This window comes from Bradyrhizobium sp. RD5-C2, from assembly GCF_019972155.1.
GTDB lineage: Bacteria > Pseudomonadota > Alphaproteobacteria > Rhizobiales > Xanthobacteraceae > Bradyrhizobium.
Map to the genome: position 1 here is coordinate 1 of NZ_BOVL01000005.1, position 21,770 is coordinate 21,770.

Below are 21,770 nucleotides of genomic sequence, written 5' to 3' on the forward strand. Positions count from 1 at the left end.
ACGGTCCTCAATGCCATCATGCGAGACCGAAAGCCGTACCTGCAAACCAAACCAACATAACAGTTGCCGGCTTTCGCCGGGACGGCTCGTGGAGAGAATTACGCTCGTGCGGCCTAATCCTGCGTTTCGCTAAACGTCGCGCGGAACGGATGGCCGGGATAGACGCCGACGATGCGGAATTCGCGCGAGAAGAATTTCAATTCTTCCAGCGCGAAGGCGAGCCCGCGGTCGTCAGGATGGCCGTCGACATCGGCATAGAATTGCGTGGCGAAGAAATTGCCGTCGACCATGTAGCTTTCGAGCTTGGTCATGTTGACGCCGTTGGTGGCGAAGCCGCCGAGTGCCTTGTAGAGCGCGGCGGGCAGATTGCGCACCCGGAAAACAAAACTGGTGACCAGCGGCCCCGAGCCCTGCGCGGCCCATTTGGCCTCGCGCGCCAGCACCACGAAGCGGGTGGTGTTGTGGGCCTCGTCCTCAATGTCCTCGGCGAGAATATCGAGGCAATAGATATCGGCGGCGAGGCGCGAGGCGATCGCCGCCACGCTCTTGTCGCCGCGCTCGGAAATATCGCGGGCGCTGCCGGCGGTGTCGCCGGCGACGATCGACCGGATGCCGAGCTTGCGGATGATGCGCCGGCACTGGCCGAGCGCGTGGACGTGGCTCTCCACGCTTTTGATGTCGGCGAGCTTGGTGCCCTTCACCGCCATCAATTGGTGGCGGATCGGCAAGAACCATTCGCCGACGATGAACAGGCCCGAGGCGGGCAGCAAATGATGGATGTCGGCGACGCGGCCGGCGACCGAGTTCTCAATCGGGATCATGCCCAGATCAGCCTCGCCGGAGGAAATCGCGGCCAGCGCGTCCTCGAAGGTCGGGCAGGGCATCGGCTCGGCGTCGGGATAGGCCTCGACGATCGCGATGTGGGAATTGGCGCCAGGCTCGCCCTGGAATGCGATTTTCAGCTTCTTGGTCATGGATGGCCTTTTAGCAGCGGCTTAGGCTTTTGCCAGTATCCGCCGGGCGGTTTCGAGGTCGGCCGGGGTGTCGACGCCGCGGGGCACGGTGTCGACGATGGTGATGTCGATCCGCATCCCGGCCTCCAGCGCGCGCAGCTGCTCGAGCTTTTCCTGCTGCTCCAGCGGCGAGGGCGGCAGCCGGACGAACCGCTCCAAGGCGGCACGCCGGTAGGCATAGAGGCCGATATGATGGTAGCGCGGCCCATCGCCATGGGGCGCGGTGGCGCGGGTGAAATAGAGCGCGCGCAGCCGGTTCGGGCCGATCGGCGAGCCGACCGCCTTGACGACGCTGGGGGCCTGATCCTCCTCCTCACTATGGATGCGCGAGGCCAAGGTGGAGATGTCGACGGTGGGGTCGGCGAGCGGCGGCATCACGCTCTGGATCGTCTCGGGCGTGATGGTCGGGAAATCGCCCTGCAGATTGACCACGATCTCGGCAGCGCCGTCCGGGTCGAGGATCGTCATCGCTTCATGGATCCGGTCGGAGCCGGACGGATGGTCCGGGCGGGTCATCACCACCTCGCCGCCGGCAGCCTTCACCACAGCTGCGATCTCGGGCGTGTCAGTTGCGACCGCGACCCGGCCGATCCCGGCCGCCTCAGCCCGCCGCAGCACATGGACGATCATAGGCCGGCCCGCGATATCGAGCAGCGGTTTGCCAGGCAGGCGCGTGGCAGCCATGCGGGCTGGAATCAGCACCAAGGTACGGAGTTGGGTCATTCGTGTCTGGGCCCGTCCGGCCTGCGGAAATTGGCGGGGAGGAGGTTGAATTCGGCGCGTTTATACGGGTTGCCAGAGCGCGGGCAAACCGATATCTCAACCCTGCTTGGGGCGGTGCGATAAGGCCGATTCCCAGGTCTTTCCCCGCGGCCGTATTCTCGGCCTGAAGTCGACATTCAAGGCCCGGAGCCTGACCGAAATGGACTCCTTCGAACTCAACAAAATCCTCGGTGCGGTTCTCGGCACCTGCATCGTCGTTCTGGTGATGAGCTTTGCCGCCGGATCGGTCTTTTCGGCCAAGATGCCGGAGAAGCCGGGTTTTGAGATCGCGGTGAAGGAAGAGTCCCATGGCGGTGGCGGCGAGGCAGCAGCCGCTGCCTCTGAGCCGATCGAGAAACTGCTGCAGACCGCCTCCGCCGAGAAGGGCGCAGCCGCCGCCAAGAAGTGCCAGGCTTGCCATACCTTCGAGAAGGGCGGCCCCAACCGCGTCGGTCCGAACCTCTACGGGATCGTCGGCGAGAAGAAGGGCGAGGGCCGTGGCTTCAATTTCTCGGCTGCGATGAAGGGCAAGGGCGGCGACTGGTCGTTCGATGACCTGAACAAGTTCCTGACCAACCCGAAGGGCTTCGTCCCCGGCACCGCGATGGGCTTCGCCGGCGTGCCGAAGGACAGCGAGCGCGCCGACATCATCGCCTATCTGAATTCGAACTCGGAGCACCCGGCTCCGCTCCCGACCGCTTCGAAGTAACGAATTGCTTCGCGCAAGCATGTGGATGAAACGGCCAGGCACTGCCTGGCCGTTTTCGTATGAGGAATCCGTTGTCTCGGGGTTGTTATCGGGACGTTTCGCCGCACCGATATTGTTCCCGGGCCAATATCATGAGGAAAAAGCAACGTAATTTGTCGAACCGTTGCCTTATATTGGGTCCCATGTAACCGGGGCCGCAAGCAGGAACACCGAATTTGGCGATCACCCGACGACACCTCCTTCAAGGCAGCGCGCTGGCGGCACTCGCTCCGGCGCTCGGACTGAACTCCAGCCTGTCGGCGATCACGCCGGCATTCGCCGACGACGCACCCAACGGGCTAAAATGGCGCCACGGCCTCTCCACGTACGGCGAAATCAAGTACCCGGCCGACTTCAAGCGCTACGATTACGTCAAGCCGGACGCGCCGAAGGGTGGCGTGGTGCGGCTGTTCCAGCCCGGCACCTATGACAGCTTCAACCTGGTCGTTGCGGGATTGAAGGGCACGGTCGCCGCCGCGGTCGCCCGCATCTACGACTCGCTGATGGAAGCCTCGCTCGACGAGCCCGATACCTATTACGGCGAGCTCGCCGAGGGTGCAGCCTTCCCCGACGATTTCTCCTACGTGATCTACCGCCTGCGGCCGGGGTCGCGCTGGCACGACGGCAAGCCGGTGACGCCGGAGGATGTGATTTTCTCCTTCGAGGCGCTGAAGGCGAACAGCCCGATGTTCAGTGCTTACTACCGGCATATCGCGAAGGCCGAGAAGATCGGCGATCGCGACGTCAAGTTCACCTTCGACAGCCCGGGCAACCGCGAGCTGCCGATGATCACCGGTCAGCTCGTCATCCTGCCCAAGCATTGGTGGGAGGGCACCGACGCGCAGGGCAAGAAGCGCGACATCACCGCGAGCACGCTGGAGCCGCCGCTTGGGTCTGGCCCCTACAAGATCAAGGAATTCGTCGCCGGACGATCGGTCGTGCTCGAGCGCGTCAAGGATTACTGGGGCAAGGACATTCCGATCGCAATCGGACAGAACAATTTCGACGAGCTGCGCTACGAATATTTCCGCGACGACACCGTCGCGCGCGAGGCGCTGAAGGCCGACGGGTTCGATTGGTACAACGAGCGCAGCGCCAAGGAATGGGCGTCGGCCTACGACGTTCCCCCGGTGCGCGAGAACCGGCTGCTCAAGGAGCTCTTCACCGTCCGCAACCAAGGTCGGATGCAGGGCTGGGTGTTCAACCTGCGGCGTCCGAAATTCGCGGACCCCAGGCTGCGCCGCGCCTTCAACTACGCGTTCGATTTCGAAGAGATGAACCGTGTCCTCTCGACCGGCGAGTACCATCGCGATTCCAGCTATTTCGACGGCATCCCCGATCTGATGGCGACCGGCCTGCCGGAAGGCAAGGAGCTCGAGCTCCTTGAGACGGTGCGCGACAAGGTGCCGCCGGAAGTCTTCACCACGCCCTACACGAACCCGGTCGGCGGCACGCCGGAAAACGTCCGCGCCAATCTCCGCGAGGCGACGCGGCTGTTGAAGGAAGCTGGCTTCGAGATCCGTGATCGCAAGCTGGTCGATTCCTCGGGCCAGCCGTTTACGGTCGAGATACTCGGCAACAGCGGCGATTCCGGCATGGAGCGGATCACGCTGTTCTACAAGCCGAGCCTGGAGCGCCTCGGCATCACCGTCAATCTGCGCGCAGTCGACACCGTGCAGTACCAGAACCGGGTACGCGATTTCGATTTCGAGATGGTCACCCAGGTGTGGGGACAGTCGATCTCGCCTGGCAACGAGCAGCGCGACAATTTCGGTTCGCAGGCTGCCGACCGACCGGGCTCGAACAATCTTCCCGGCATCAAGAATCCGGCCGTCGATGCCATCATCGAGCGCATCATCTTCGCCAACAGCCGCGCCGATCAGATCGCCGCCGCCAAGGCGCTGGATAGGGTCTTGCTCTGGAACTTCTATTGCGTTCCACACTTCAATTACGACAAGCAGCGCTATGTCTATTGGGATCGCTTCAGCCATCCCGATCCGCTGCCGAAATACGCGGTTTCAGGATTCCCAAATCTCTGGTGGTACGACGCCGACAAGGCAGCCAAGCTCAAGCGTTCATAAGCTCAAGGATCCGCGCATGGCGCTATTCTCCCGTCGGCACGCACTCGGCCTCGGCATAGGTGCGTTGAGTGCTGCAAGCTTGCGTGCTGCACCGGCGGCGGCCGACAACGGAACCGAAATGCACGGCATGTCGGTGTTCGGCGACCTGAAATATCCCGCGGATTTCCAGATCTTCGACTACGTCAATCCGAAAGCGCCGAAGGGCGGCGCCTTCTCGGTGATTCCGTGGGTGCGGGCCTACAACCAGTCCTACTACACCTTCAACTCGCTGAACGCCTATGTCCTGAAGGGCGAGGGCGCGCAAGGCATGGACATGACGTTCGCGGCGCTGATGTCGCGCGCCAATGACGAGCCCGACGCGATGTACGGCTTTGCCGCGAAGTCGGTGCAGATCTCGCCCGACAAGCTGACCTACCGCTTCGCCATGCGCCCCGAAGCGCGCTTCCACGACGGCTCGAAGCTGACCGCGCAGGATGTCGCCTTCTCGCTCAATACGCTAAAGGAAAAGGGGCACCCGCTGATCCAGGTGCAGCTCCGCGACTTCGTCAAGGCCGAGGCGCCCGATGACGCGACCGTGGTGTTGACCTTCGCAGCGGGGCGCGCGCGCGACGTGCCGCTCTATGTCGCGAGCCTGCCGATTTTCTCGAAGGCCTACTACGCGACGCGCCCGTTCGAGGAATCGACGCTCGACGCGCCGCTCGGCTCGGGGCCGTACAAGGTCGGCCGGTTCGAGGTCAATCGCTACGTCGAATACGACCGCGTCAAGGACTGGTGGGGCGCCGATCTTCCGGTCAATCGCGGCAGCTACAATTTCGACACCGTGCGCTACGAATTCTATCGCGACCGCGACGTGGCGTTCGAGGGCTTCACCTCGAAGAGCTATCTGTTCCGCGAGGAGTTCACCGCGCGGGTCTGGGCGACGCGCTACGATTTCCCCGCGGTGAAGGACGGCCGCGTCAAGCGCGAGACGCTGCCCGACGACACGCCGTCCGGTGCGCAGGGCTGGTTCATCAACATGCGCCGCGACAAGTTCAGGGATCCTCGCGTGCGCGAGGCGCTGATCTGCGCCTTCGACTTCGAGTGGACCAACAAGACCATCATGTACGATGCCTATGCGCGCACCGTCTCGCCGTTCCAGAACTCGGACATGGTGGCGGAGGGGCCGCCTCCGCCGGAGGAGCTTGCGTTGCTCGAGCCGTTCCGCGGCCAGGTGCCCGACGAGGTGTTCGGCTTGCCGTTCGTGCCGCCGATGTCGGACGGCTCCGGTCAGGATCGCGCGCTGCTGCGCAAGGCGGTGCAGCTGCTCAACGAGGCCGGCTGTGTCATCAAGGATGGCAAGCGCATGCTGCCGAACGGCACGCCCATTACCATCGAATTCCTCAACGACGAGCCGTCGCTGCAACCGCACCATGGGCCGTACATCAAGAATCTCGGCACGCTCGGCATCGACGCGACATTCCGCCTGGTCGATGCAGTGCAGTATCGCGCCCGGGTCGAGGACTTCGATTTCGACATGACCATGGAGCGCTTCAGCGCCTCGGCGACGCCGGGCGACAGCATGCGTCCGTTCTTTTCCTCGCAGGCGGCGAAGACCAAGGGCTCCTACAATCTCGCAGGCATTTCCAATCCTGCGATCGATGCGTTGATCGAGAAGATCATCGGCGCGAACAACCGCCATGAGCTGACGGTCGCTTGCCGCGCCTTCGATCGCGTGTTTCGCGCCGGTCGCTACTGGGTGCCGCAATGGTACCGCAACACGCATCCGATCGCCTATTGGGATCAGTTCGGGCATACCGAGAAGCTGGCAAAATATACCCAGGGCGTCGGTGCGCCGGAGAATTGGTGGTACGATGCCGCCAAGGCCGCGAAGCTCGAGCAGGCGAAGTAGCTGATGAGCGCCTATATCGCCCGACGTATCTTCCTGATGCTGCCGACGCTGCTCGGCATCCTGTTCGTCTCCTTCGTGGTCGTGCAGTTTGCTCCCGGCGGTCCGGTCGAGCGCGTCATCGCGCAGATCAATGGCGCCGACACCGGCGGCACCTCGCGCGTCTCGGGTGGCGGCGGCGATTTCGGTGCGCAGCGCGGCCAGGGCGCGGGGGCGACCGGCGCCGTCAATTCGAAATATCGCGGCGCGCAGGGGCTCGATCCCGATTTCATCAAGAAGCTCGAGGTGCAGTTCGGCTTCGACAAGCCGGCGCCGGAGCGGTTCGCGCTGATGGTCTGGAATTTCGCGCGCTTCGATTTCGGCCAGAGCTATTTCCGCAGTGTCAGCGTGCTCCAGTTGATCAAGGAGAAGCTGCCGGTCTCGATGTCGCTCGGCATCTGGATGACGCTGCTGACCTATCTGATCTCGATCCCGCTCGGCATCCGCAAGGCGGTGAAGGACGGCTCGCGGTTCGACACCTGGACCTCGGCCGTGATCATCATCGGCTTTGCGATCCCGGGCTTCCTGTTCGCGATCCTGTTGATCGTGCTGTTTGCCGGCGGCTCGTTCCTCAATATCTTCCCGCTGCGCGGCCTCACTTCGGACGGCTGGTCTCAATTTCCCTGGTACTGGAAGATCATCGACTATTTCTGGCATCTGACGCTGCCGCTGGTGTCGATGGCGCTCGGCGCCTTCGCGACGATGACCTTGCTCACCAAGAATTCGTTCCTCGACGAGATCCGCAAGCAATATGTGATGACCGCCCGCGCCAAGGGTTGCAGCGAGAACCAGGTGCTGTACGGCCACATCTTCCGCAACGCCATGCTGATCGTGATTGCGGGCTTCCCGGGCGCGTTCATCCACGCCTTCTTCTCGGGCTCGCTGCTGATCGAGACCATCTTCTCGCTCGACGGGCTCGGCCTGCTCGGCTTCGAGAGCGTCCTGAACCGCGACTATCCGGTGGTGTTCGGAACGCTGTTCATCTTCTCGCTGGTCGGACTGGTGGTCAATCTGATCTCCGATCTCGCCTATATGTGGATCGATCCGCGGATCGACTTCGAGGCGCGGGAGGTCTAATGACGCTGCTCGCGCCCCAGCCGGTCGAGACCTCGACGCAATCGCCGCTCGGCGAGGCCGTGCCCGTCACACGCCACGGCTTCTCGCCGTCGCCGCTGAACAGGCGGCGCTGGCAGAACTTCAAGGCGAACCGTCGCGGCTACTGGTCGTTCTGGATCTTCCTCATCCTGTTCGTGGCGTCGTTGTTCGCCAATTTCATCGCCAACGACAAGCCGCTGGTCGTCAAATATGACGGCCACCTCTACTGGCCGGTGGTGTTCACCTACGCCGAGACCACCTTCGGCGGCGACTTCGAGACCGCGGCCGACTACCGCGATCCCTATTTGCAGAAGCAGATCGCCGCCAAGGGCGGCAGCATGATCTGGCCGCCGATCCGCTATTCCTACGACAGCCGTAACCTCGACCCGCCGACGGCGGTGCCGTCGAAGCCGACCTGGCTCCTGACCGAAAAGCAGTGCGCGGATGTGGTGAAGCGGAAGGGGCTGACCGGCTGCCGCGACCTCGAATACAACTGGCTCGGCACCGACGATCAGGGCCGCGACGTCGTCGCGCGGCTGATCTACGGCTTCCGCATCTCGGTCTTGTTCGGCCTGACGCTGACCATCCTGTCCTCGATCATCGGCATCGCCGCGGGCGGCGTGCAGGGTTATTTCGGCGGCTGGATCGATCTCGGCTTCCAGCGGTTCATCGAGATCTGGACCGCGATCCCTTCGCTCTATCTGCTGCTGATCATCTCGGCGGTGCTGCCGCCGGGCTTCTTCATCCTGCTCGGCATTCTTCTGCTGTTCTCGTGGGTCTCGCTGGTCGGCCTGGTCCGCGCCGAATTCCTGCGCGGGCGCAACTTCGAATACATCCAGGCGGCGCGCGCGCTCGGCGTCTCCAACCGCGTGATCATGTTCCGCCATTTGCTGCCGAATGCGATGGTCGCGACCATGACGTTCCTGCCCTTCATCGTCTCGTCCTCGGTGATGACACTGACGGCGCTGGATTTCCTCGGCTTCGGCCTGCCGCCCGGCTCACCTTCGCTCGGTGAATTGCTGTCGCAGGGCAAGGCCAATGTGCAGGCGCCGTGGCTCGGCCTCACCGGCTTCTTCTCGGTCGCGATCATGCTGTCGCTCCTGATCTTCATCGGCGAAGCCGCGCGCGACGCCTTCGATCCGCGCAAGACGTTCTCGAAGGGCTGACGCATGGACGCGACCAACCAGCCTCTGCTCGACGTCAGCGACCTCTCCGTCGCCTTCGGCCGCTCGCTTGCGGTCGATCGCGTCTCTTTCTCGATCAAGCGCGGCGAATGCACGGCGCTGGTCGGCGAGTCCGGCTCGGGAAAATCGGTCAGCGCGCTGTCGGTGTTGAGGCTGCTGCCCTATCCGGCGGCGTCGCATCCCTCCGGGGCGATCCGTTTCAAGGGCCGCGATCTCCTGGGATCGTCGGAAAGCGAGATGCGCGGGATTCGTGGCAACGACATCTCGATCATCTTCCAGGAGCCGATGACCTCGCTCAATCCGCTCCACACCATCGAATCCCAGATCGGCGAGATCCTGTCGCTGCACAGCGGCATCAGCGGGGCGGCGGCGCGGGCGCGGACGCTGGAGTTGCTCGGCCAGGTCGGCATCCCCGAGCCGGAGACGCGGCTCAAGAGCTATCCGCATCAATTGTCCGGCGGCCAGCGCCAGCGCGTGATGATCGCGATGGCGCTTGCCAACGAACCCGATCTCTTGATCGCGGACGAGCCGACCACCGCGCTCGACGTCACCGTGCAGGCGCAGATACTGGCCTTGCTCGCCGAGATCCGCGCTCGGCTCGGCATGAGCCTGTTGTTCATCACCCACGATCTCGGCATCGTCCGCCGCATCGCCGACACCGTTTGTGTGATGAACAACGGCAAGATCGTCGAGCAGGGTCCGGTCGAGCAGGTCTTCACCGCGCCGAAGCACGCCTATACGAAGGCGCTGCTGGCGGCCGAGCCGAAGCCCGATCCGGCGCCGCCGCAGCCGGGCGCGCCGGTGGTGATGTCGGCGGACAATCTCAAGGTCTGGTTTCCGATCAAGCGCGGGCTGATGCGCTCGACCGTCGGCCACATCAAGGCGGTCGATGGCGTCAGCCTTGCGGTGCGCAAGGGCGAGACGCTCGGCGTCGTCGGCGAATCCGGCTCCGGCAAGACCACGCTCGGGCTCGCGCTGCTCCGGCTGATTTCGTCCGATGGCCCGATCGTGTTCCTCGGCAAGGACATCCAGGGCCTGCGCTTCAAGCAGATGCTGCCGTTCCGCCGCGACATGCAGATCGTATTCCAGGATCCGTTCGGCTCGCTCAGCCCGCGCATGTCGGTCGTCGACATCATCGCCGAGGGGCTCGAGGTACACCAGAAGCAGCTGTCGCGCGAGGAGCGCGAGGCGCGGGTGATCAAGGCGCTGAAGGAAGTCGGCCTCGATCCCGAGTGGCGCTTCCGCTATCCGCACGAGTTCTCCGGCGGCCAGCGCCAGCGCATCTCGATCGCGCGGGCGGTCGTGCTGGAGCCGAACTTCGTCGTGCTGGACGAGCCCACCAGCGCGCTCGACATGCTGCTGCAGGCCCAGATGGTTGATCTGTTGCGCGACCTGCAGCGCAAGCGCGACCTCACCTACATGTTCATCTCGCACGATCTGCGCGTGGTGGCCTCGCTCGCGAGCCATCTGATCGTGATGAAATCCGGCAAGGTCGAGGAAGAGGGGCCGGCCTCCGAGCTGTTCAAGAATCCGAAGAGCGACTACACCCGCGCGCTGTTCGCCGCCGCGTTCCGCATCGAAGCCGCCGGCGACGGGACGGTGGCGACGTAAGCATCCCTCTCGCTCCACGTCGTCCTGAGGTGCGAGCGGAGCGAGCCTCGAAGGATGCATGGCCCGAGTGGGGCCGTCGATCCTTCGAGACGCGCTTCGCGCTCCTCAGGATGACGGAACACGCCGTCGCGCCAATCAAAGTCGCTTGATCGCGGCGACCTCGCTGCCGGCGGCTTTGATCCGCATGATCGCGGCCTGTGTGTTCTCCACCACCGCTGCCATGTGATGCGCATTGGCGTGCACGATCGTCGTCGCATCGCGCACGATGGCGACATGGCCCTTCCAGAAGATCAGGTCGCCGCGCTGCAGATGCCTCGATTCCGCTGTCGTCAGTTCGCGGCCGAGCCCGTCCTGCTGCATGTCGCTGTCGCGCGGGCAGCCGGTGCCGGCGGCGGTCAGCGCGATCTGCACCAGGCCCGAGCAATCGATGCCGAGGCTCGACTTGCCGCCCCAGAGATAGGGCGTGCCGACGAACTGCTCGGCGATGGCGACGAAATCCTGCGCCATCGTGTCGAGAGGGGCGAGATGCTGGCGCGGCAGATGCCAGCCCTCGCGGGTCACCGCGAAGAGACCGTCCTCGCGGGCGACCGCGAGCCTGGTCCCCATCGCCAGCGCCTCGACCGGCGGCAACTTGATCGACGGTCCCGGAAACGCCAGCGTGCGCAGCGCCGTCACCTTGTGCGTCGGTGCCGCGCCGGGTGTCGTCAGCGCCGCCTCGGCAATCCAGCCGACATAGCCGTCATCGGCGAGCTGGCCCCAGGCCCAGCCTTCGCCGTTGCGGTCGTACACCGTGACGCGTTCGCCCCTGAGTGCCTGCGTCATCTGCTCGGCATCGGCCGCCGGCGCCCGCCGCAGCGGCACGATGGCGTCGCCGACCTCAAAGGTCTCGCCGTCGACGAAGCGCTCGGCCCTCACCTTGCCTTCGAGATATCTTGCGGCGAGGTCGGCGCGGGCCGGCGTCAGTCTGGCATCATGCATAGCGTTGGCTCAGCAGTTTGTAGATCGCGCGCGCGGCCTGGCATTCGCCGCCTTCGGGACGGCCGGGCTTCGCCGACGGCGTCCAGCCATAGATGTCGACATGCAGCCAGCTCCTGGCGTGCTCGACGAAGCGCTGCAGGAACAGCGCGCAGGTGATCGAGCCGGCGAAGCCACCCGACGGCGCGTTGGTGATGTCGGCGGTCTTGGAGTCGAGCCAGGCGTCGTAGGCCGGCCACAGCGGCATCCGCCACAACGGGTCGTTCTCGCTCCGCGCGTGAGCCGCAACGTCGCCGGCGAGCGCCTCGTCGTTGGTGTAGAACGGCGGCAGATCCGGGCCGAGCGCCACGCGTGCCGCGCCGGTCAGCGTGCCGAGATCAACCAGCAGGTCCGGCGTCTCTTCGTCGGCCAGCGCCAGCGCATCGGCGAGCACCAGCCGCCCCTCGGCGTCGGTGTTGCCGATCTCGACGGTGATGCCCTTGCGCGACTTGAAGATGTCGAGCGGGCGGAACGCGTTGCCGGCAACCGCGTTCTCGACCGCCGGGATCAGCACGCGCAGCCGCACTTTCAGCTTCGCGTCCATCACCATCTGCGCCAGCGCCAGCACGTTGGCGGCGCCGCCCATGTCCTTCTTCATGATCAGCATGCCGCTCGACGGCTTGAGATCGAGCCCGCCGGTGTCGAAGCAGACGCCTTTGCCGACCAGCGTCACCTTCGGATGGGCCGGATCGCCCCAGCTCAGATCGATCAGCCGCGGTGCGCGCGTCGAGGCCATGCCGACGGCGTGGATCAGCGGGAAGTTCTGCGCGAGCTCGTCGCCATCGATGCAATTGAAGGCGGCACCGAACCGCGTTGCGAGGTCGTGCGCCACTTCGGCGAGCTCGGCCGGTCCCATGTCGTTGGACGGCGTGTTGATGAGGTCGCGCGCCAGGGCCGCGGCATCCGCCATCCGGGCGATCTCGGTAGCGTCGACGCCATCGGGCGGCACCAGGCGGACCTCGGGGGTCTTGTTCTTGCGATAGCGGCCGAAGCGGTAGCAGCCGAGCGCGAAGGCGAGCGCGGCGAGCCGCGTGTCATGCGGCGCATTGGCAAAGCGGTAGACGCCCGGCGGCAGCAGACCGGGCAGGGCGCCGGCACGGAACGGATCGCGCGCCTTATGGTCGGCGTCCTCGAGGCCGAACAGCATCTGCGCGATGCCGCCGTCAGCCGCCGGCAAAGCGAGGGCCTTGCCGGGCTTGGCCGCAAAGTCATTGGCGTCCGCGAATTGGCGCGCCGCTGCCGGCAGCTCGCTGCGGATCGCATCCCATGTCGCCTTGGTGACGAAGGTGATCGGCGTGACGGCGGTCGTGAGGGCGGTCTCGAACACTGATGACATGCGGCTCTCGGCTGTTCTGGCGTCGTTGCTGGTGACTAACACGGCTTTCGCGGTCGACGGTAGCGCGCCCGCGGTTGGCGCGACCTGCGGCGATTGGAACCGGCGCGCCGGTCGCCAGTACCGCAGTTAACCAGACGTTAGGGTTAACAGTCTATTGCTGGCACGCTCGGCTCGATCCATTTGCCCGATTTCGTGAGTCACAGTGCCATGCGTCGACAGTCCATTTTGACCCGGCATCTTACGTCCGCAGCCCTCGTGGCGGTCCTCGCCGCCGGGCTTGGCGGTTGCCAGACCATGTCCGACGTCACCGGATCGATCGCGTCCCGGTCCGATCCTGTGCCCGACGATCCGCGCCGCAATCTCGAGGTCTATGGCGAGCGCTACCGCAAGAATCCCAAGGATGTCGACGCCGCGATCGCTTACGGCCAGGCGTTGCGCATGACCGGACAGCGTTCGCAGGCCTGCGCCGTGCTGGAGCAGGCCACGCTCGCCACCCCCGGCAGCAAGCTGCTGCTCGCCGCCTATGGCCGTGCGCTTGCCGACAACGGCAATTCGCAGGCCGCATTCGACGTGCTGAGCCGCGCGCACAGTCCGGACAATCCGGACTGGCGCATCCTGTCGGTGCAGGGCACCACGCTCGACAAGTTGAACCGGCACGAGGAGGCGCGGCGCTACTACGCCAGCGCCCTTCGACTGGCTCCGGACGAGCCGTCGGTGCTGTCCAATCTCGGCCTGTCCTACATGCTGACCAAGGAACTTCCGAAGGCGGAAGAGACGCTGCGCCAGGCCTATGCCAGCGCCCGCGCCGACACCCGGATCCGGCAGAACCTTGCGCTCGTCGTCGGCCTGCAGGGTCGCTTCGCGGAGGCCGAGACCATCGTCAAGGCCGACCTGCCGGCCGATGAGGCGGCGGCCAATGTCACCTATCTCCGCGACATGCTGAACCGCAAGGACGGCCCGCGGATTTCCTCGCGCGCCGCCCCTGTTGTCGCCAAGGACGACTGACGCTCCTTTATTGCGTCCGACGGCGAAGCTTCCCGGGCTTCGCAATCCATTTCCGCCTCAACGCGCACAAAAAGAAACGCCCGGCGTTTGCCGAGCGTTCTTGTAATGCGCCGCGGCGCCGCTCAATGCATCGTGGCGATCTTGATGTAGGACGGCCCGAGGATCACGATGAACAGGCAGGGCAGGAAGAACAGGATCATCGGCACGGTCAGCTTGGGCGGCAGCGCTGCCGCCTTCTTCTCGGCCTCGTTCATGCGCATGTCGCGATTTTCCTGCGCCATCACGCGCAGGCTCTGGCCGAGCGGCGTGCCGTAGCGTTCGGATTGCTGCAAGGCCATGCACACCGATTTCACGCCTTCGAGACCGGTGCGGCGCGCCAGGTTCTCGTAGGCGGACTTGCGGTCCTGCAAATAGGATAGTTCAGCGGTGGTCAGCGCGAACTCCTCCGAAAGTGCGATCGACTGTCCGGCGATCTCGTTGGCCACTTTCCGGAACGCGACCTCGACCGACATGCCCGACTCGATGCAGATCAGCAGCAGGTCGAGCGAATCAGGGAAGGCGCGCTTGATCTGGAGCTGGCGCTTGGAGATCGCGTTCTTCAGGAACAGCATCGGCGCCTGGAGGCCGGCATAGGCCGCGACGACGCAGATGCCGATCTTGATCGTGAGCGACCAGTTCGCGCCCGCGATGAAGAACGTATAGACGATGGCGCCGAGCAGCAGCACGATCGGCGTCACCGCGCGGGCGAACAGGAAGGTGACGTAGGGGGCGTGGCCGCGATAGCCCGCCATCACGAGCTTCTCGAGCGCCGCTTCCTGGGCGAGCCATTTCGTGAGGTTGAGATCGTCCACCACCCGGGAAACCACCTGCTTCGGGGTCTGCCGCAGTGCCACCTTCTCCGTCTTGGCGAGACGCTCACGCTCGCGCTGCCGGAGACGCTCGCGCTCGCTGGCGACGGCCTTCATGCGCTTGTTGAGGTCGCCGCTGGCGAGCAGCGGCATCACCAAGGTGTAGACCGTGGCGCTTGCCGCGATGAAGGCAAGCAGCATGGTCATGAACCTGACGTCGTGGAGCTTGGAGACCAGAATATCAATCATGCTGCACCGTCAGAAATCGAAGTTGATCATCTTCTTCATCACCAGCACGCCCATCGACATCCAGACGGCGCAGGCAACCAGCATGAGCTGGCCCATCGAGTTCGTCCACAGCAGGGCGATGTAGTCCGGTGTCGTAAGAAACACGAGGATCATCACGATCGGCGGCAGCGAGCCGATGATGGCGGCGGAAGCTTTCGCTTCCATCGACATCGCCTGGATCTTCTCGGCCATCTTCTTGCGGTCGCGCAGCACCCGCGAGAGGTTGCCGAGCGCTTCTGACAGATTGCCGCCGGACTTCTGCTGGATCGCGATCACGATGCCGAAGAAGTTCGCTTCCGGCAGCGGCATGCGTTCGTAGAGCCGGGCGCAGGCCTCGCCGAGCGGCATGCCGATCGCCTGGGTCTCGATGATCGCAAGGAACTCGCTGCGCAGCGGCTCGGATGCGTCGTTGACGACCGCCTTGAGCGATTCGAACAGCGGCAGGCCGGCCTTGATGCCGCGCACGATGACGTCAACGGCGTCGGGCAGCGCCTTCAGAAAGGCCTTCTCCCGCCGCTTCTTCAGGAAACCGAGCAGCCAGCGCGGCAGGCCGAGACCCATGGCAAAGCCGATGCCGGCCGCGCCCAGCAGTCCTCCGCCGACGAAAAATGCCGCGCCGAACCCGAACAGGCCGAGGGCGCCGGAGATCATCCAGAATTTCTGCTCGGACCACTCCAGTCCGGCCTGCGAGATGCGTACGCCGAGCGGGACTTTCTTGTCCTTCTGCCGACGCGCCTCGAGCTCCTTCAGCGATCCTTCGACCTGCTCGCGGCGGGAGCGCTGCGTGCGGTCGGTACTTCGCGTCGTCGAAGGCTCGCTGCGCGCCACCGATGCGCGGCGCGACTCGGCCTTCTTTTCCCCCGAAAGGTAAGGATAGAGGAAGACCCAGGCGATGCCGCCCACGGTGGTGGCGGCGAGGAAGGCCAGGGCGAGCGTTTGCGTCTGCATCCTGCGTTCCCCTAGACCGGCGCCGGCGAGTCGGAGGCATCCAGCGCCGCCGCTAGCCGCTTCTCTTCATTGTAGTAGCGCGCACGCTCCCAGAAGCGCGGCCGGCCGATGCCGGTCGAGCGGTGCTTGCCGATGATCTTGCCGTTGGCATCTTCCCCGACCACGTCGTAGAGGAAGATATCCTGGGTGATGATGGTGTCGCCTTCCATGCCCATCACCTCGGTGATGTGGGTGATACGGCGCGAGCCGTCGCGCAGGCGTGCGGCCTGCACGATGATGTCGACCGAGGCGCAGATCATCTCGCGAATGGTGCGCGAGGGAAGCGAAAAACCGCCCATGGTGATCATGGATTCGCAGCGCGACAGCGCTTCGCGGGGATTGTTGGCGTGCAGCGTGCCCATCGAGCCGTCGTGGCCGGTGTTCATCGCCTGCAACAGGTCGAACGCCTCGGGTCCGCGGACTTCGCCGACGATGATGCGCTCGGGACGCATACGCAGGCAGTTGCGGACCAGTTCGCGCATCGTGACCTGGCCCTCGCCTTCGATGTTCGGCGGCCGGGTTTCCAGGCGCACCACATGCGGCTGCTGCAGCTGAAGTTCGGCGGCGTCTTCGCAGGTGATGATGCGTTCGTCGTGCTCGATATAGTTGGTCAGGCAGTTCAGTAGCGTGGTCTTGCCCGAGCCGGTACCGCCCGAGATGATCACGTTGCAGCGGACACGGCCGATGATCTGCAGGATGGTCGCGCCGTCCGGCGTGATCGCGCCGAACTTGACGAGCTGCTCCAGCGTCAGCTTGTCCTTCTTGAACTTGCGGATGGTGAGTGCGGGGCCGTCGATCGCCAGTGGCGGCACGATGGCGTTGACGCGCGAGCCGTCGGCGAGGCGGGCGTCGCAGATCGGCGAGGATTCGTCGACGCGCCGGCCGACCTGGCTGACGATGCGCTGGCAGATGTTGAGCAGCTGCTGGTTGTCGCGAAAGCGGATACCGGTGCGCTGGATCTTGCCGGCGACTTCGATGAACACTGTGCCGGCGCCGTTGACCATGATGTCGGCGATGTCGTCGCGCGACAAGAGCGGCTCCAGCGGTCCGTAGCCGAGCACGTCGTTGCAGATGTCGTCGAGCAATTCTTCCTGCTCGGCGATCGACATCACGATGTTCTTGATCGCGATGATCTCGTTGACGATGTCGCGGATTTCTTCGCGCGCCGACTCGCTGTCCAGCTTGGCGAGCTGGGCAAGGTCGATCGCCTCGATCAGGGCGCCGAAGATCGTCGCCTTGACCTGGTAGTAATTGTCCGAGCGGCGGGCTTCGACGGCGGGAGCAGGCGGTGGCTTGGCCGGGGCCAGCGGTGGTGACGATATCGTCGGGGCGGCGGACTCGCGCGCGATCGGCGACGAGCCGGCAGGCTCCGGCGTCTGAAAAGCGGGCTTGGGTGCCCGTATATCCCCATCGTTTCCGCTACGCTTACCAAACACGACGTCTTGACTCCACGCGGACCACTATTTGGACCGCAGCTTTTCGAGCAGGGGCGACAGGAAGGACCCCCTCGGTTTCTTGGTCTCGCCGCGGCCTGTCAGCCGCTGCGCCATCTGCAGAAACATCTCGACTGCGCGGTGATTGGCGGAGATCTCCGCGATCATCTGGCCGTTGTTGGCGGCCGAACCGAAGATCTGAGGATCGAACGGGATAGTGGCGATCGGCGGGCTTTCGATCGCCTTGGCGAACTCGCCCGCCGCGATCTCCGGACGCTTCGGCACGCCGACCTGGTTCAGGCAGTACAACGGCGCGCGGTCGTTCGGCCGCGACGCCTTCAGCAGGTCGAACATGTTCTTGGCGTTGCGCAGATTGGCGAGGTCGGGCGCCGCCACGATCAGGATATCGTCGGCCGCGATCAGCGCGCGCTTGGTCCAGCCGGACCATTGGTGCGGCACGTCGAGCACGATGCAGGGCATCGTGGTGCGCAGCGTATCGAAGATCGCATCGAAGGCTTCGGCGCCGAAATCGTACACCTTGTCGAGCGTCGCCGGCGCCGCCAGCAGGCTCAGATGGTCGGTGCATTTCGACAGCAGGCGGTCGACGAAGGCGGTGTCGACGCGGTCCGGCGAGAACACGGCATCCGCGATGCCTTGCGCCGGGTCCTGGTTGTAGTTGAGGCCGGCAGTGCCGAATGCAAGGTCGAGATCGGCGACCACGGAGTCGAGCGCCAGATCGCGGGCGATCGCCCAGGCGACATTGTGGGCGATCGTCGAGGCGCCGACGCCGCCCTTCGCGCCGACGACGGCGACGACGCGGCCGACCGCCTTGGCTTCCGGCGCCGAGAACAGGTTGCAGACCGCGCGCACCACGTCGATCGCATGGGCCGGCGCAATCACGTAGTCGCTGACGCCGCGGCGCACCAGCTCGCGATACAGCGTGACGTCGTTGACCCGGCCGATCACGACCACCCGGGTGCCGGCGTCGCACACCGAGGCGAGCTGGTCGAGCCCGGCCAGAATGTCGCTGCGGCCCTCGGTCTCGAGGATGATGACATTGGGCGTCGGCGCCGAGCGATAGGCCTCGACGGCAGCCGCCATGCCGCCCATCTGGATCTTGAGGTGGGCCTTGGCCAGCCGGCGATCCTCGCCCGCCGACTGTACGGCGGCAGCGGTCTCGACCGTCTCGCAGAACGCCTGGACCGAAACCCGTGGCGCCGGAGCAATGTGGTCGTCCACGGCCTGCGGCGGGGCGTCCGTCTGCTCTTCGGAGTTTTGCTGCGCGTAGGTGATCATTTTCCTGTGTCGCTTAGCTTGGCCCTGTCGGACTCGGGATACGCCGTGGCGGTGGTGGTGCCCTTGCGATACTTGTCGAAGGCGATATTGCGGCGCGACGTGTAGGCGGGGGTCTCCGCGCGCGGCTGCACGAGGTCAGTCGGGTCTTCGACCATGGCTGCGAGGTTGCGCTGATTGGCGCAGCCGAAATTGTAGTATTGCTTGTTCTGGATGTAGGATCCGTTGTGCATCGACGGGCCGAGATCCTCCGGCCACAGGCCGCACGGCCCTGCCTCCGCTTTCATCTTCGGATAGTTCACGCGGATCGCCGGCATCAAGCGCGGATTCTCGGGATGGTATTTGCGCACGAGGATCCCGCGCGGCGGCACGCCGGCCGCGGCGAAGGTCGCCTGGATCTCGCGCAACGATTCCTGGGCAGGCCGGGCGTTCGGCGTGTCGGCGGGAACGTCGATGGTGACGGCGCCGGTGCCTTCACGCATCCAGTCCTGTGCCATTCCCATTACCTCGGCGCGCTGCTCCGCGGTCAGGCCGCCGCGGCTGCGGCCGACGAAGACCACGATCGAGCGATCGGCCTCGGTCACGGCGATCGGGTGACGCTGGCGATAGTCGGCCGGCGAGTCCACCATCGCGAAGCTGGTGTCGGCGGCGTGCTGGCAGGCGCCGAGCGTCATGGCAAGAATGACGAGCGCTCCGGCGACACCGGCGGTGCGCTTGTAATCGGCGGATGTTCTGGGTGTGGTCTGTGTCATCGTCCGCCTCAGTCGGTAATGAAGCCGTAGGTGCCGCGGTAATTCCGCGCCGGTTCGGTGCGGCCAGGCACACCGTAGACGCGGTTGATGCTGCCGAGCAGGTCGGCCTGCGGGTCGGACGCGTTGGCGAAGCCGTCATCCGGACGCGACAGGTCCTTCTGCGCCACGGCGCGAACGACATAGGGCGTCACCAGAACCATCAGTTCGGTCTGGTTGTTGACGAAGTCGCGGCTGCGGAACAGCGTGCCGAGTATGGGCAGCGACGCCAGCCCGGGAAGGCCGTTGATCGCCTGCTTGGTCTGGTCCTGGATCAGGCCGGCCATGGCCATCGAGCCGCCCGAGGGAATTTCCAGCGTGGTCTCGGCGCGGCGGGTCTTGATCGAAGGGATCGTCGTTCCACCCGCGCCGCCGGTCAGCGCGTTCTCGGTCGAGACTTCCGACACTTCCGTCATCACGCGCAGGCTGATGCGCCCTTCGGTCAGCACCACCGGCGTGAAGTTGAGCGAAATGCCGAATTTCTTGAAGCTGACGGTCTGGACGCAATTCCCGATCGCGCCCGTCGACGAGGTCTGACAGGTCACGCCGGTCGGAATTGGAAACTCGCCGCCCGAGATGAAGGTCGCCGATTCGCCGGATATCGCGGTCAAGTTCGGTTCGGCGAGCGTCCGCACGACACCGGCGCTTTCCATGGCGCGGATCGTTGCCGACACCGACGATCCGAACGATGTGGTGAGATTGTTGCCGGACACCAGCGGTGAGCTGTTCGCGGTGAACGGGTTGCTGTTGGCGAATTTGACCACGGTCGTGCCGTAGTTGAGGTTTGCCGTGAGGTCGATGCCGAGCTGCTTGATCAGGCTGCGCGAGACTTCGGCAACCGTGACCTTCAACATCACCTGGTCGCGGCCGCGGACCGCGATGGAGTTCACGACCTTGTCGGGGCCGCCGACCAGCCGCGCGGCGATCTCGCCGGCCTGCTGTGCGTCGACCGGGCTCGCTGCGCTTCCCGTCAGCACCACGCCGTCGGCAACCCCCTCGATCTGGATATCGGAATTCGGCAGCGCTGCACGCAGCGCGGCGCGCACGCCGTTGAGATCGCGCTTGACGGCGATGTCATAGGCCGCGATCTGCTGCCCGGCGGCGTCGAAGAACACGATGTTGGTCTGGCCGACCGTCGCGCCGATGATGTAGGCGCGTTGCGCCGAGCGGACCACGGCGTTGGCGATCTTGGGGTCGGCGACCAGCACGTCCTTGATGTCCCTGGGCAGATCGATCACGATCGATTTGCCGACGCCGAGCGAGAGGAAACGGGCATTCATCTGGCCGCCATCGGCCGATGCGGCAGGGGCAGGCGCGGCGCGATAGTCGCTCGCCACCACGGGTGTCAGCGCCGGGTTGAGCGTGAGCGCCGCGACGGCCGAGAACGACAATGCGCGGACCATGAAGGCCCGCATCGTCCGTTGAGTTGCCCCGCCCTTCATCACGTGTGTCCTCATGGTCACTTCTGCATCGTCGCCTGGTTGGCAACGCCAAAGCGGATGACGTTGATCGTGTCACCGCGCCTCTGCCGGTTGTCGTCGATCTTGGTTTCGGGCGCGTTGTTGTCGGCGATGCTGCGCAGCGCCAGCGACAGGACGCCGCTCTGGCGCGCGCGCGCCAGCGTCTCGGTCTGTTCGGGCTTCAGCTCCAGCGTCACCGTCTTGCCGATCAGTGCGTTGGTGCCGTCCTTTTCCTTCGGTGCCTGGTCGATCGCGAGCACGCGGACGTTGGTCAGGATCACTTCGGAGTTGACGATGTCGGCGCCGTTGCGGTCCGGATTCTTGTCCCGCTTCGACAGCAGGACGTCGACCCGGTCATTCGGCAGGATGAAGCCGCCGGCGCCGGTCTCGGGTGAGATTTCGGTCGATACCGCCCGCATGCCGACCGGCAGGATCGCGGCCATGAAGCCGCTGCCGTCGGCCTTGACGAGCTTCTGCTCGCGAATCGGCTCGCCCTGGATGAACGGGGCGCGCGCGATCGAGCCGGTCACGTCCTTGATTGCTTCGGCGTTGCTGTCCCTGCGCATGAAGCTGGCGCTGGCGGTTGCCGCCGGCCAGGTCTGCCATTGCAGATCTTCGGGCTTCACGGCCTGACCGAGGCCGATGTCGGTTTTCGCGACCAGGATGTCGACGGTGGGCAGCTGGGCGACCGGCGGAGGCGGTGCCGGCTTGTCGTCGCTTCCGCTCGCCAAATAGAGCGCCGCAAGGCCGGCGCAGCCTGCGATTGCGAGGACCAGAATGCGGGCCTTATCCATTACGCTTCACTTTCCACATGACGCCGCGACGCTGCCGCCGCCGTGATGGGAGTTGACCAGCTATTCGTCAAAGCATGGTTAATGAGGCGTATCTAAATCGCCTTAA

The 21,770-nt window shown here is 65.0% G+C and carries 18 protein-coding genes; 7 read left to right on the top strand and 11 right to left on the bottom strand.

The features are described 5' to 3' along the window. Positions 1-113: 113 nt before the first annotated feature. Together BraRD5C2_RS02125 and BraRD5C2_RS02130 are read right to left on the bottom strand one after the other, a co-directional pair. Complete coding sequence (locus BraRD5C2_RS02125; RefSeq protein WP_223966516.1) at positions 114-974, bottom strand: prephenate dehydratase; 861 nt, start codon at positions 972-974, stop codon at positions 114-116. 21 nt (positions 975-995) lie between these two features. Further along, positions 996-1,736, bottom strand: coding sequence for a 3-deoxy-manno-octulosonate cytidylyltransferase (locus BraRD5C2_RS02130; RefSeq protein WP_223966517.1), 741 nt, complete (start codon positions 1,734-1,736; stop codon positions 996-998). 199 nt (positions 1,737-1,935) lie between these two features. On the opposite strand from BraRD5C2_RS02130, the gene BraRD5C2_RS02135 reads away from it, so the two are divergent. The 6 genes from BraRD5C2_RS02135 to BraRD5C2_RS02160 all read left to right on the top strand — a co-directional run bounded on the left by BraRD5C2_RS02135 (position 1,936) and on the right by BraRD5C2_RS02160 (position 10,418). Beyond that, positions 1,936-2,484 (top strand): c-type cytochrome, encoded by a 549-nt coding sequence (locus BraRD5C2_RS02135; RefSeq protein ID WP_223966518.1) that lies wholly within the window; start codon positions 1,936-1,938, stop codon positions 2,482-2,484. A 215-nt stretch (positions 2,485-2,699) separates the two neighbouring features. Continuing rightward, the gene (locus tag BraRD5C2_RS02140; RefSeq protein WP_223966519.1) at positions 2,700-4,604 is read left to right on the top strand and encodes an extracellular solute-binding protein; all 1,905 of its coding nucleotides are present in this window, start codon (positions 2,700-2,702) and stop codon (positions 4,602-4,604) included. Between the two features lie 16 nt (positions 4,605-4,620). Further along, a complete protein-coding gene (locus BraRD5C2_RS02145; protein ID WP_223966520.1) occupies positions 4,621-6,492 on the top strand; it encodes an extracellular solute-binding protein in 1,872 nt (623 codons plus the stop codon). A 3-nt stretch (positions 6,493-6,495) separates the two neighbouring features. Next, a complete protein-coding gene (locus BraRD5C2_RS02150; RefSeq protein ID WP_223966522.1) occupies positions 6,496-7,605 on the top strand; it encodes a microcin C ABC transporter permease YejB in 1,110 nt (369 codons plus the stop codon). Then, positions 7,605-8,789 (top strand): ABC transporter permease, encoded by a 1,185-nt coding sequence (locus tag BraRD5C2_RS02155; protein WP_223966523.1) that lies wholly within the window; start codon positions 7,605-7,607, stop codon positions 8,787-8,789. Before BraRD5C2_RS02150 ends, BraRD5C2_RS02155 begins: the two co-directional genes overlap by 1 nt. 3 nt (positions 8,790-8,792) lie before the next feature. Then, positions 8,793-10,418 carry an ABC transporter ATP-binding protein gene (locus BraRD5C2_RS02160; RefSeq protein ID WP_223966524.1) on the top strand — a complete coding sequence of 542 codons (1,626 nt, stop codon included), beginning with the start codon at positions 8,793-8,795 and terminating at the stop codon, positions 10,416-10,418. A gap of 135 nt (positions 10,419-10,553) precedes the next feature. Here BraRD5C2_RS02160 and BraRD5C2_RS02165 read toward each other — a convergent pair whose 3' ends face one another. Both BraRD5C2_RS02165 and BraRD5C2_RS02170 read right to left on the bottom strand, forming a co-directional pair. Next, positions 10,554-11,396 (bottom strand): C40 family peptidase, encoded by an 843-nt coding sequence (locus BraRD5C2_RS02165; protein ID WP_223966525.1) that lies wholly within the window; start codon positions 11,394-11,396, stop codon positions 10,554-10,556. Then, a complete protein-coding gene (locus BraRD5C2_RS02170) occupies positions 11,389-12,768 on the bottom strand; it encodes a leucyl aminopeptidase family protein (RefSeq protein ID WP_223966526.1) in 1,380 nt (459 codons plus the stop codon). The genes BraRD5C2_RS02165 and BraRD5C2_RS02170 overlap by 8 nt, the downstream gene beginning before the upstream one ends. A 207-nt stretch (positions 12,769-12,975) precedes the next feature. Between BraRD5C2_RS02170 and BraRD5C2_RS02175 the strand changes: the two genes are divergently transcribed. Next, positions 12,976-13,773, top strand: coding sequence for a tetratricopeptide repeat protein (locus tag BraRD5C2_RS02175; protein ID WP_223966527.1), 798 nt, complete (start codon positions 12,976-12,978; stop codon positions 13,771-13,773). Positions 13,774-13,895: 122 nt separating this feature from the next. On the opposite strand, the gene BraRD5C2_RS02180 is transcribed toward BraRD5C2_RS02175, so the two are convergent. The 7 genes from BraRD5C2_RS02180 to cpaB are packed head-to-tail and all read right to left on the bottom strand — an operon-like array spanning position 13,896 to position 21,664. Then, positions 13,896-14,870 carry a type II secretion system F family protein gene (locus tag BraRD5C2_RS02180; protein WP_223966528.1) on the bottom strand — a complete coding sequence of 325 codons (975 nt, stop codon included), beginning with the start codon at positions 14,868-14,870 and terminating at the stop codon, positions 13,896-13,898. A 9-nt stretch (positions 14,871-14,879) separates the two neighbouring features. After that, positions 14,880-15,857: a type II secretion system F family protein gene (locus tag BraRD5C2_RS02185; protein ID WP_223966529.1), complete on the bottom strand. Its 978-nt coding sequence runs from the start codon at positions 15,855-15,857 to the stop codon at positions 14,880-14,882. Positions 15,858-15,868: 11 nt separating this feature from the next. Then, positions 15,869-17,332 (bottom strand): CpaF family protein, encoded by a 1,464-nt coding sequence (locus tag BraRD5C2_RS02190; protein WP_223966530.1) that lies wholly within the window; start codon positions 17,330-17,332, stop codon positions 15,869-15,871. 24 nt (positions 17,333-17,356) lie between these two features. Then, positions 17,357-18,625, bottom strand: a complete 1,269-nt coding sequence (locus BraRD5C2_RS02195) for an AAA family ATPase (RefSeq protein ID WP_223966531.1) — start codon at positions 18,623-18,625, stop codon at positions 17,357-17,359. After that, entirely contained in the window at positions 18,622-19,374 is a 753-nt protein-coding gene (locus BraRD5C2_RS02200; RefSeq protein WP_223966532.1) for a CpaD family pilus assembly protein, read from the bottom strand. The genes BraRD5C2_RS02195 and BraRD5C2_RS02200 overlap by 4 nt, the downstream gene beginning before the upstream one ends. Before the next feature lie 8 nt (positions 19,375-19,382). After that, complete coding sequence (locus BraRD5C2_RS02205; RefSeq protein ID WP_374707946.1) at positions 19,383-20,867, bottom strand: type II and III secretion system protein family protein; 1,485 nt, start codon at positions 20,865-20,867, stop codon at positions 19,383-19,385. 2 nt (positions 20,868-20,869) lie between these two features. Next, on the bottom strand, positions 20,870-21,664 hold the full coding sequence (gene cpaB, locus BraRD5C2_RS02210; RefSeq protein WP_223966533.1) for a Flp pilus assembly protein CpaB: 795 nt from the start codon (positions 21,662-21,664) through the stop codon (positions 20,870-20,872). Between the last annotated feature and the right edge of the window lie 106 nt (positions 21,665-21,770).

Excerpts from the sequence above, each read along its gene's own strand:
- BraRD5C2_RS02125 (WP_223966516.1), bottom strand. The coding sequence starts at position 974 with ATGACCAAGAAGCTGAAAATCGCATTCCAGGGCGAGCCTGGCGCCAAT.
- BraRD5C2_RS02130 (WP_223966517.1), bottom strand. The coding sequence starts at position 1,736 with ATGACCCAACTCCGTACCTTGGTGCTGATTCCAGCCCGCATGGCTGCC.
- BraRD5C2_RS02135 (WP_223966518.1), top strand. The coding sequence starts at position 1,936 with ATGGACTCCTTCGAACTCAACAAAATCCTCGGTGCGGTTCTCGGCACC.
- BraRD5C2_RS02145 (WP_223966520.1), top strand. The coding sequence starts at position 4,621 with ATGGCGCTATTCTCCCGTCGGCACGCACTCGGCCTCGGCATAGGTGCG.
- BraRD5C2_RS02150 (WP_223966522.1), top strand. The coding sequence starts at position 6,496 with ATGAGCGCCTATATCGCCCGACGTATCTTCCTGATGCTGCCGACGCTG.
- BraRD5C2_RS02155 (WP_223966523.1), top strand. The coding sequence starts at position 7,605 with ATGACGCTGCTCGCGCCCCAGCCGGTCGAGACCTCGACGCAATCGCCG.
- BraRD5C2_RS02160 (WP_223966524.1), top strand. The coding sequence starts at position 8,793 with ATGGACGCGACCAACCAGCCTCTGCTCGACGTCAGCGACCTCTCCGTC.
- BraRD5C2_RS02165 (WP_223966525.1), bottom strand. The coding sequence starts at position 11,396 with ATGCATGATGCCAGACTGACGCCGGCCCGCGCCGACCTCGCCGCAAGA.
- BraRD5C2_RS02170 (WP_223966526.1), bottom strand. The coding sequence starts at position 12,768 with ATGTCATCAGTGTTCGAGACCGCCCTCACGACCGCCGTCACGCCGATC.
- BraRD5C2_RS02175 (WP_223966527.1), top strand. The coding sequence starts at position 12,976 with ATGCGTCGACAGTCCATTTTGACCCGGCATCTTACGTCCGCAGCCCTC.
- BraRD5C2_RS02180 (WP_223966528.1), bottom strand. The coding sequence starts at position 14,870 with ATGATTGATATTCTGGTCTCCAAGCTCCACGACGTCAGGTTCATGACC.
- BraRD5C2_RS02185 (WP_223966529.1), bottom strand. The coding sequence starts at position 15,857 with ATGCAGACGCAAACGCTCGCCCTGGCCTTCCTCGCCGCCACCACCGTG.
- BraRD5C2_RS02195 (WP_223966531.1), bottom strand. The coding sequence starts at position 18,625 with ATGATCACCTACGCGCAGCAAAACTCCGAAGAGCAGACGGACGCCCCG.
- BraRD5C2_RS02200 (WP_223966532.1), bottom strand. The coding sequence starts at position 19,374 with ATGACACAGACCACACCCAGAACATCCGCCGATTACAAGCGCACCGCC.
- BraRD5C2_RS02205 (WP_374707946.1), bottom strand. The coding sequence starts at position 20,867 with ATGAGGACACACGTGATGAAGGGCGGGGCAACTCAACGGACGATGCGG.
- cpaB (WP_223966533.1), bottom strand. The coding sequence starts at position 21,664 with ATGGATAAGGCCCGCATTCTGGTCCTCGCAATCGCAGGCTGCGCCGGC.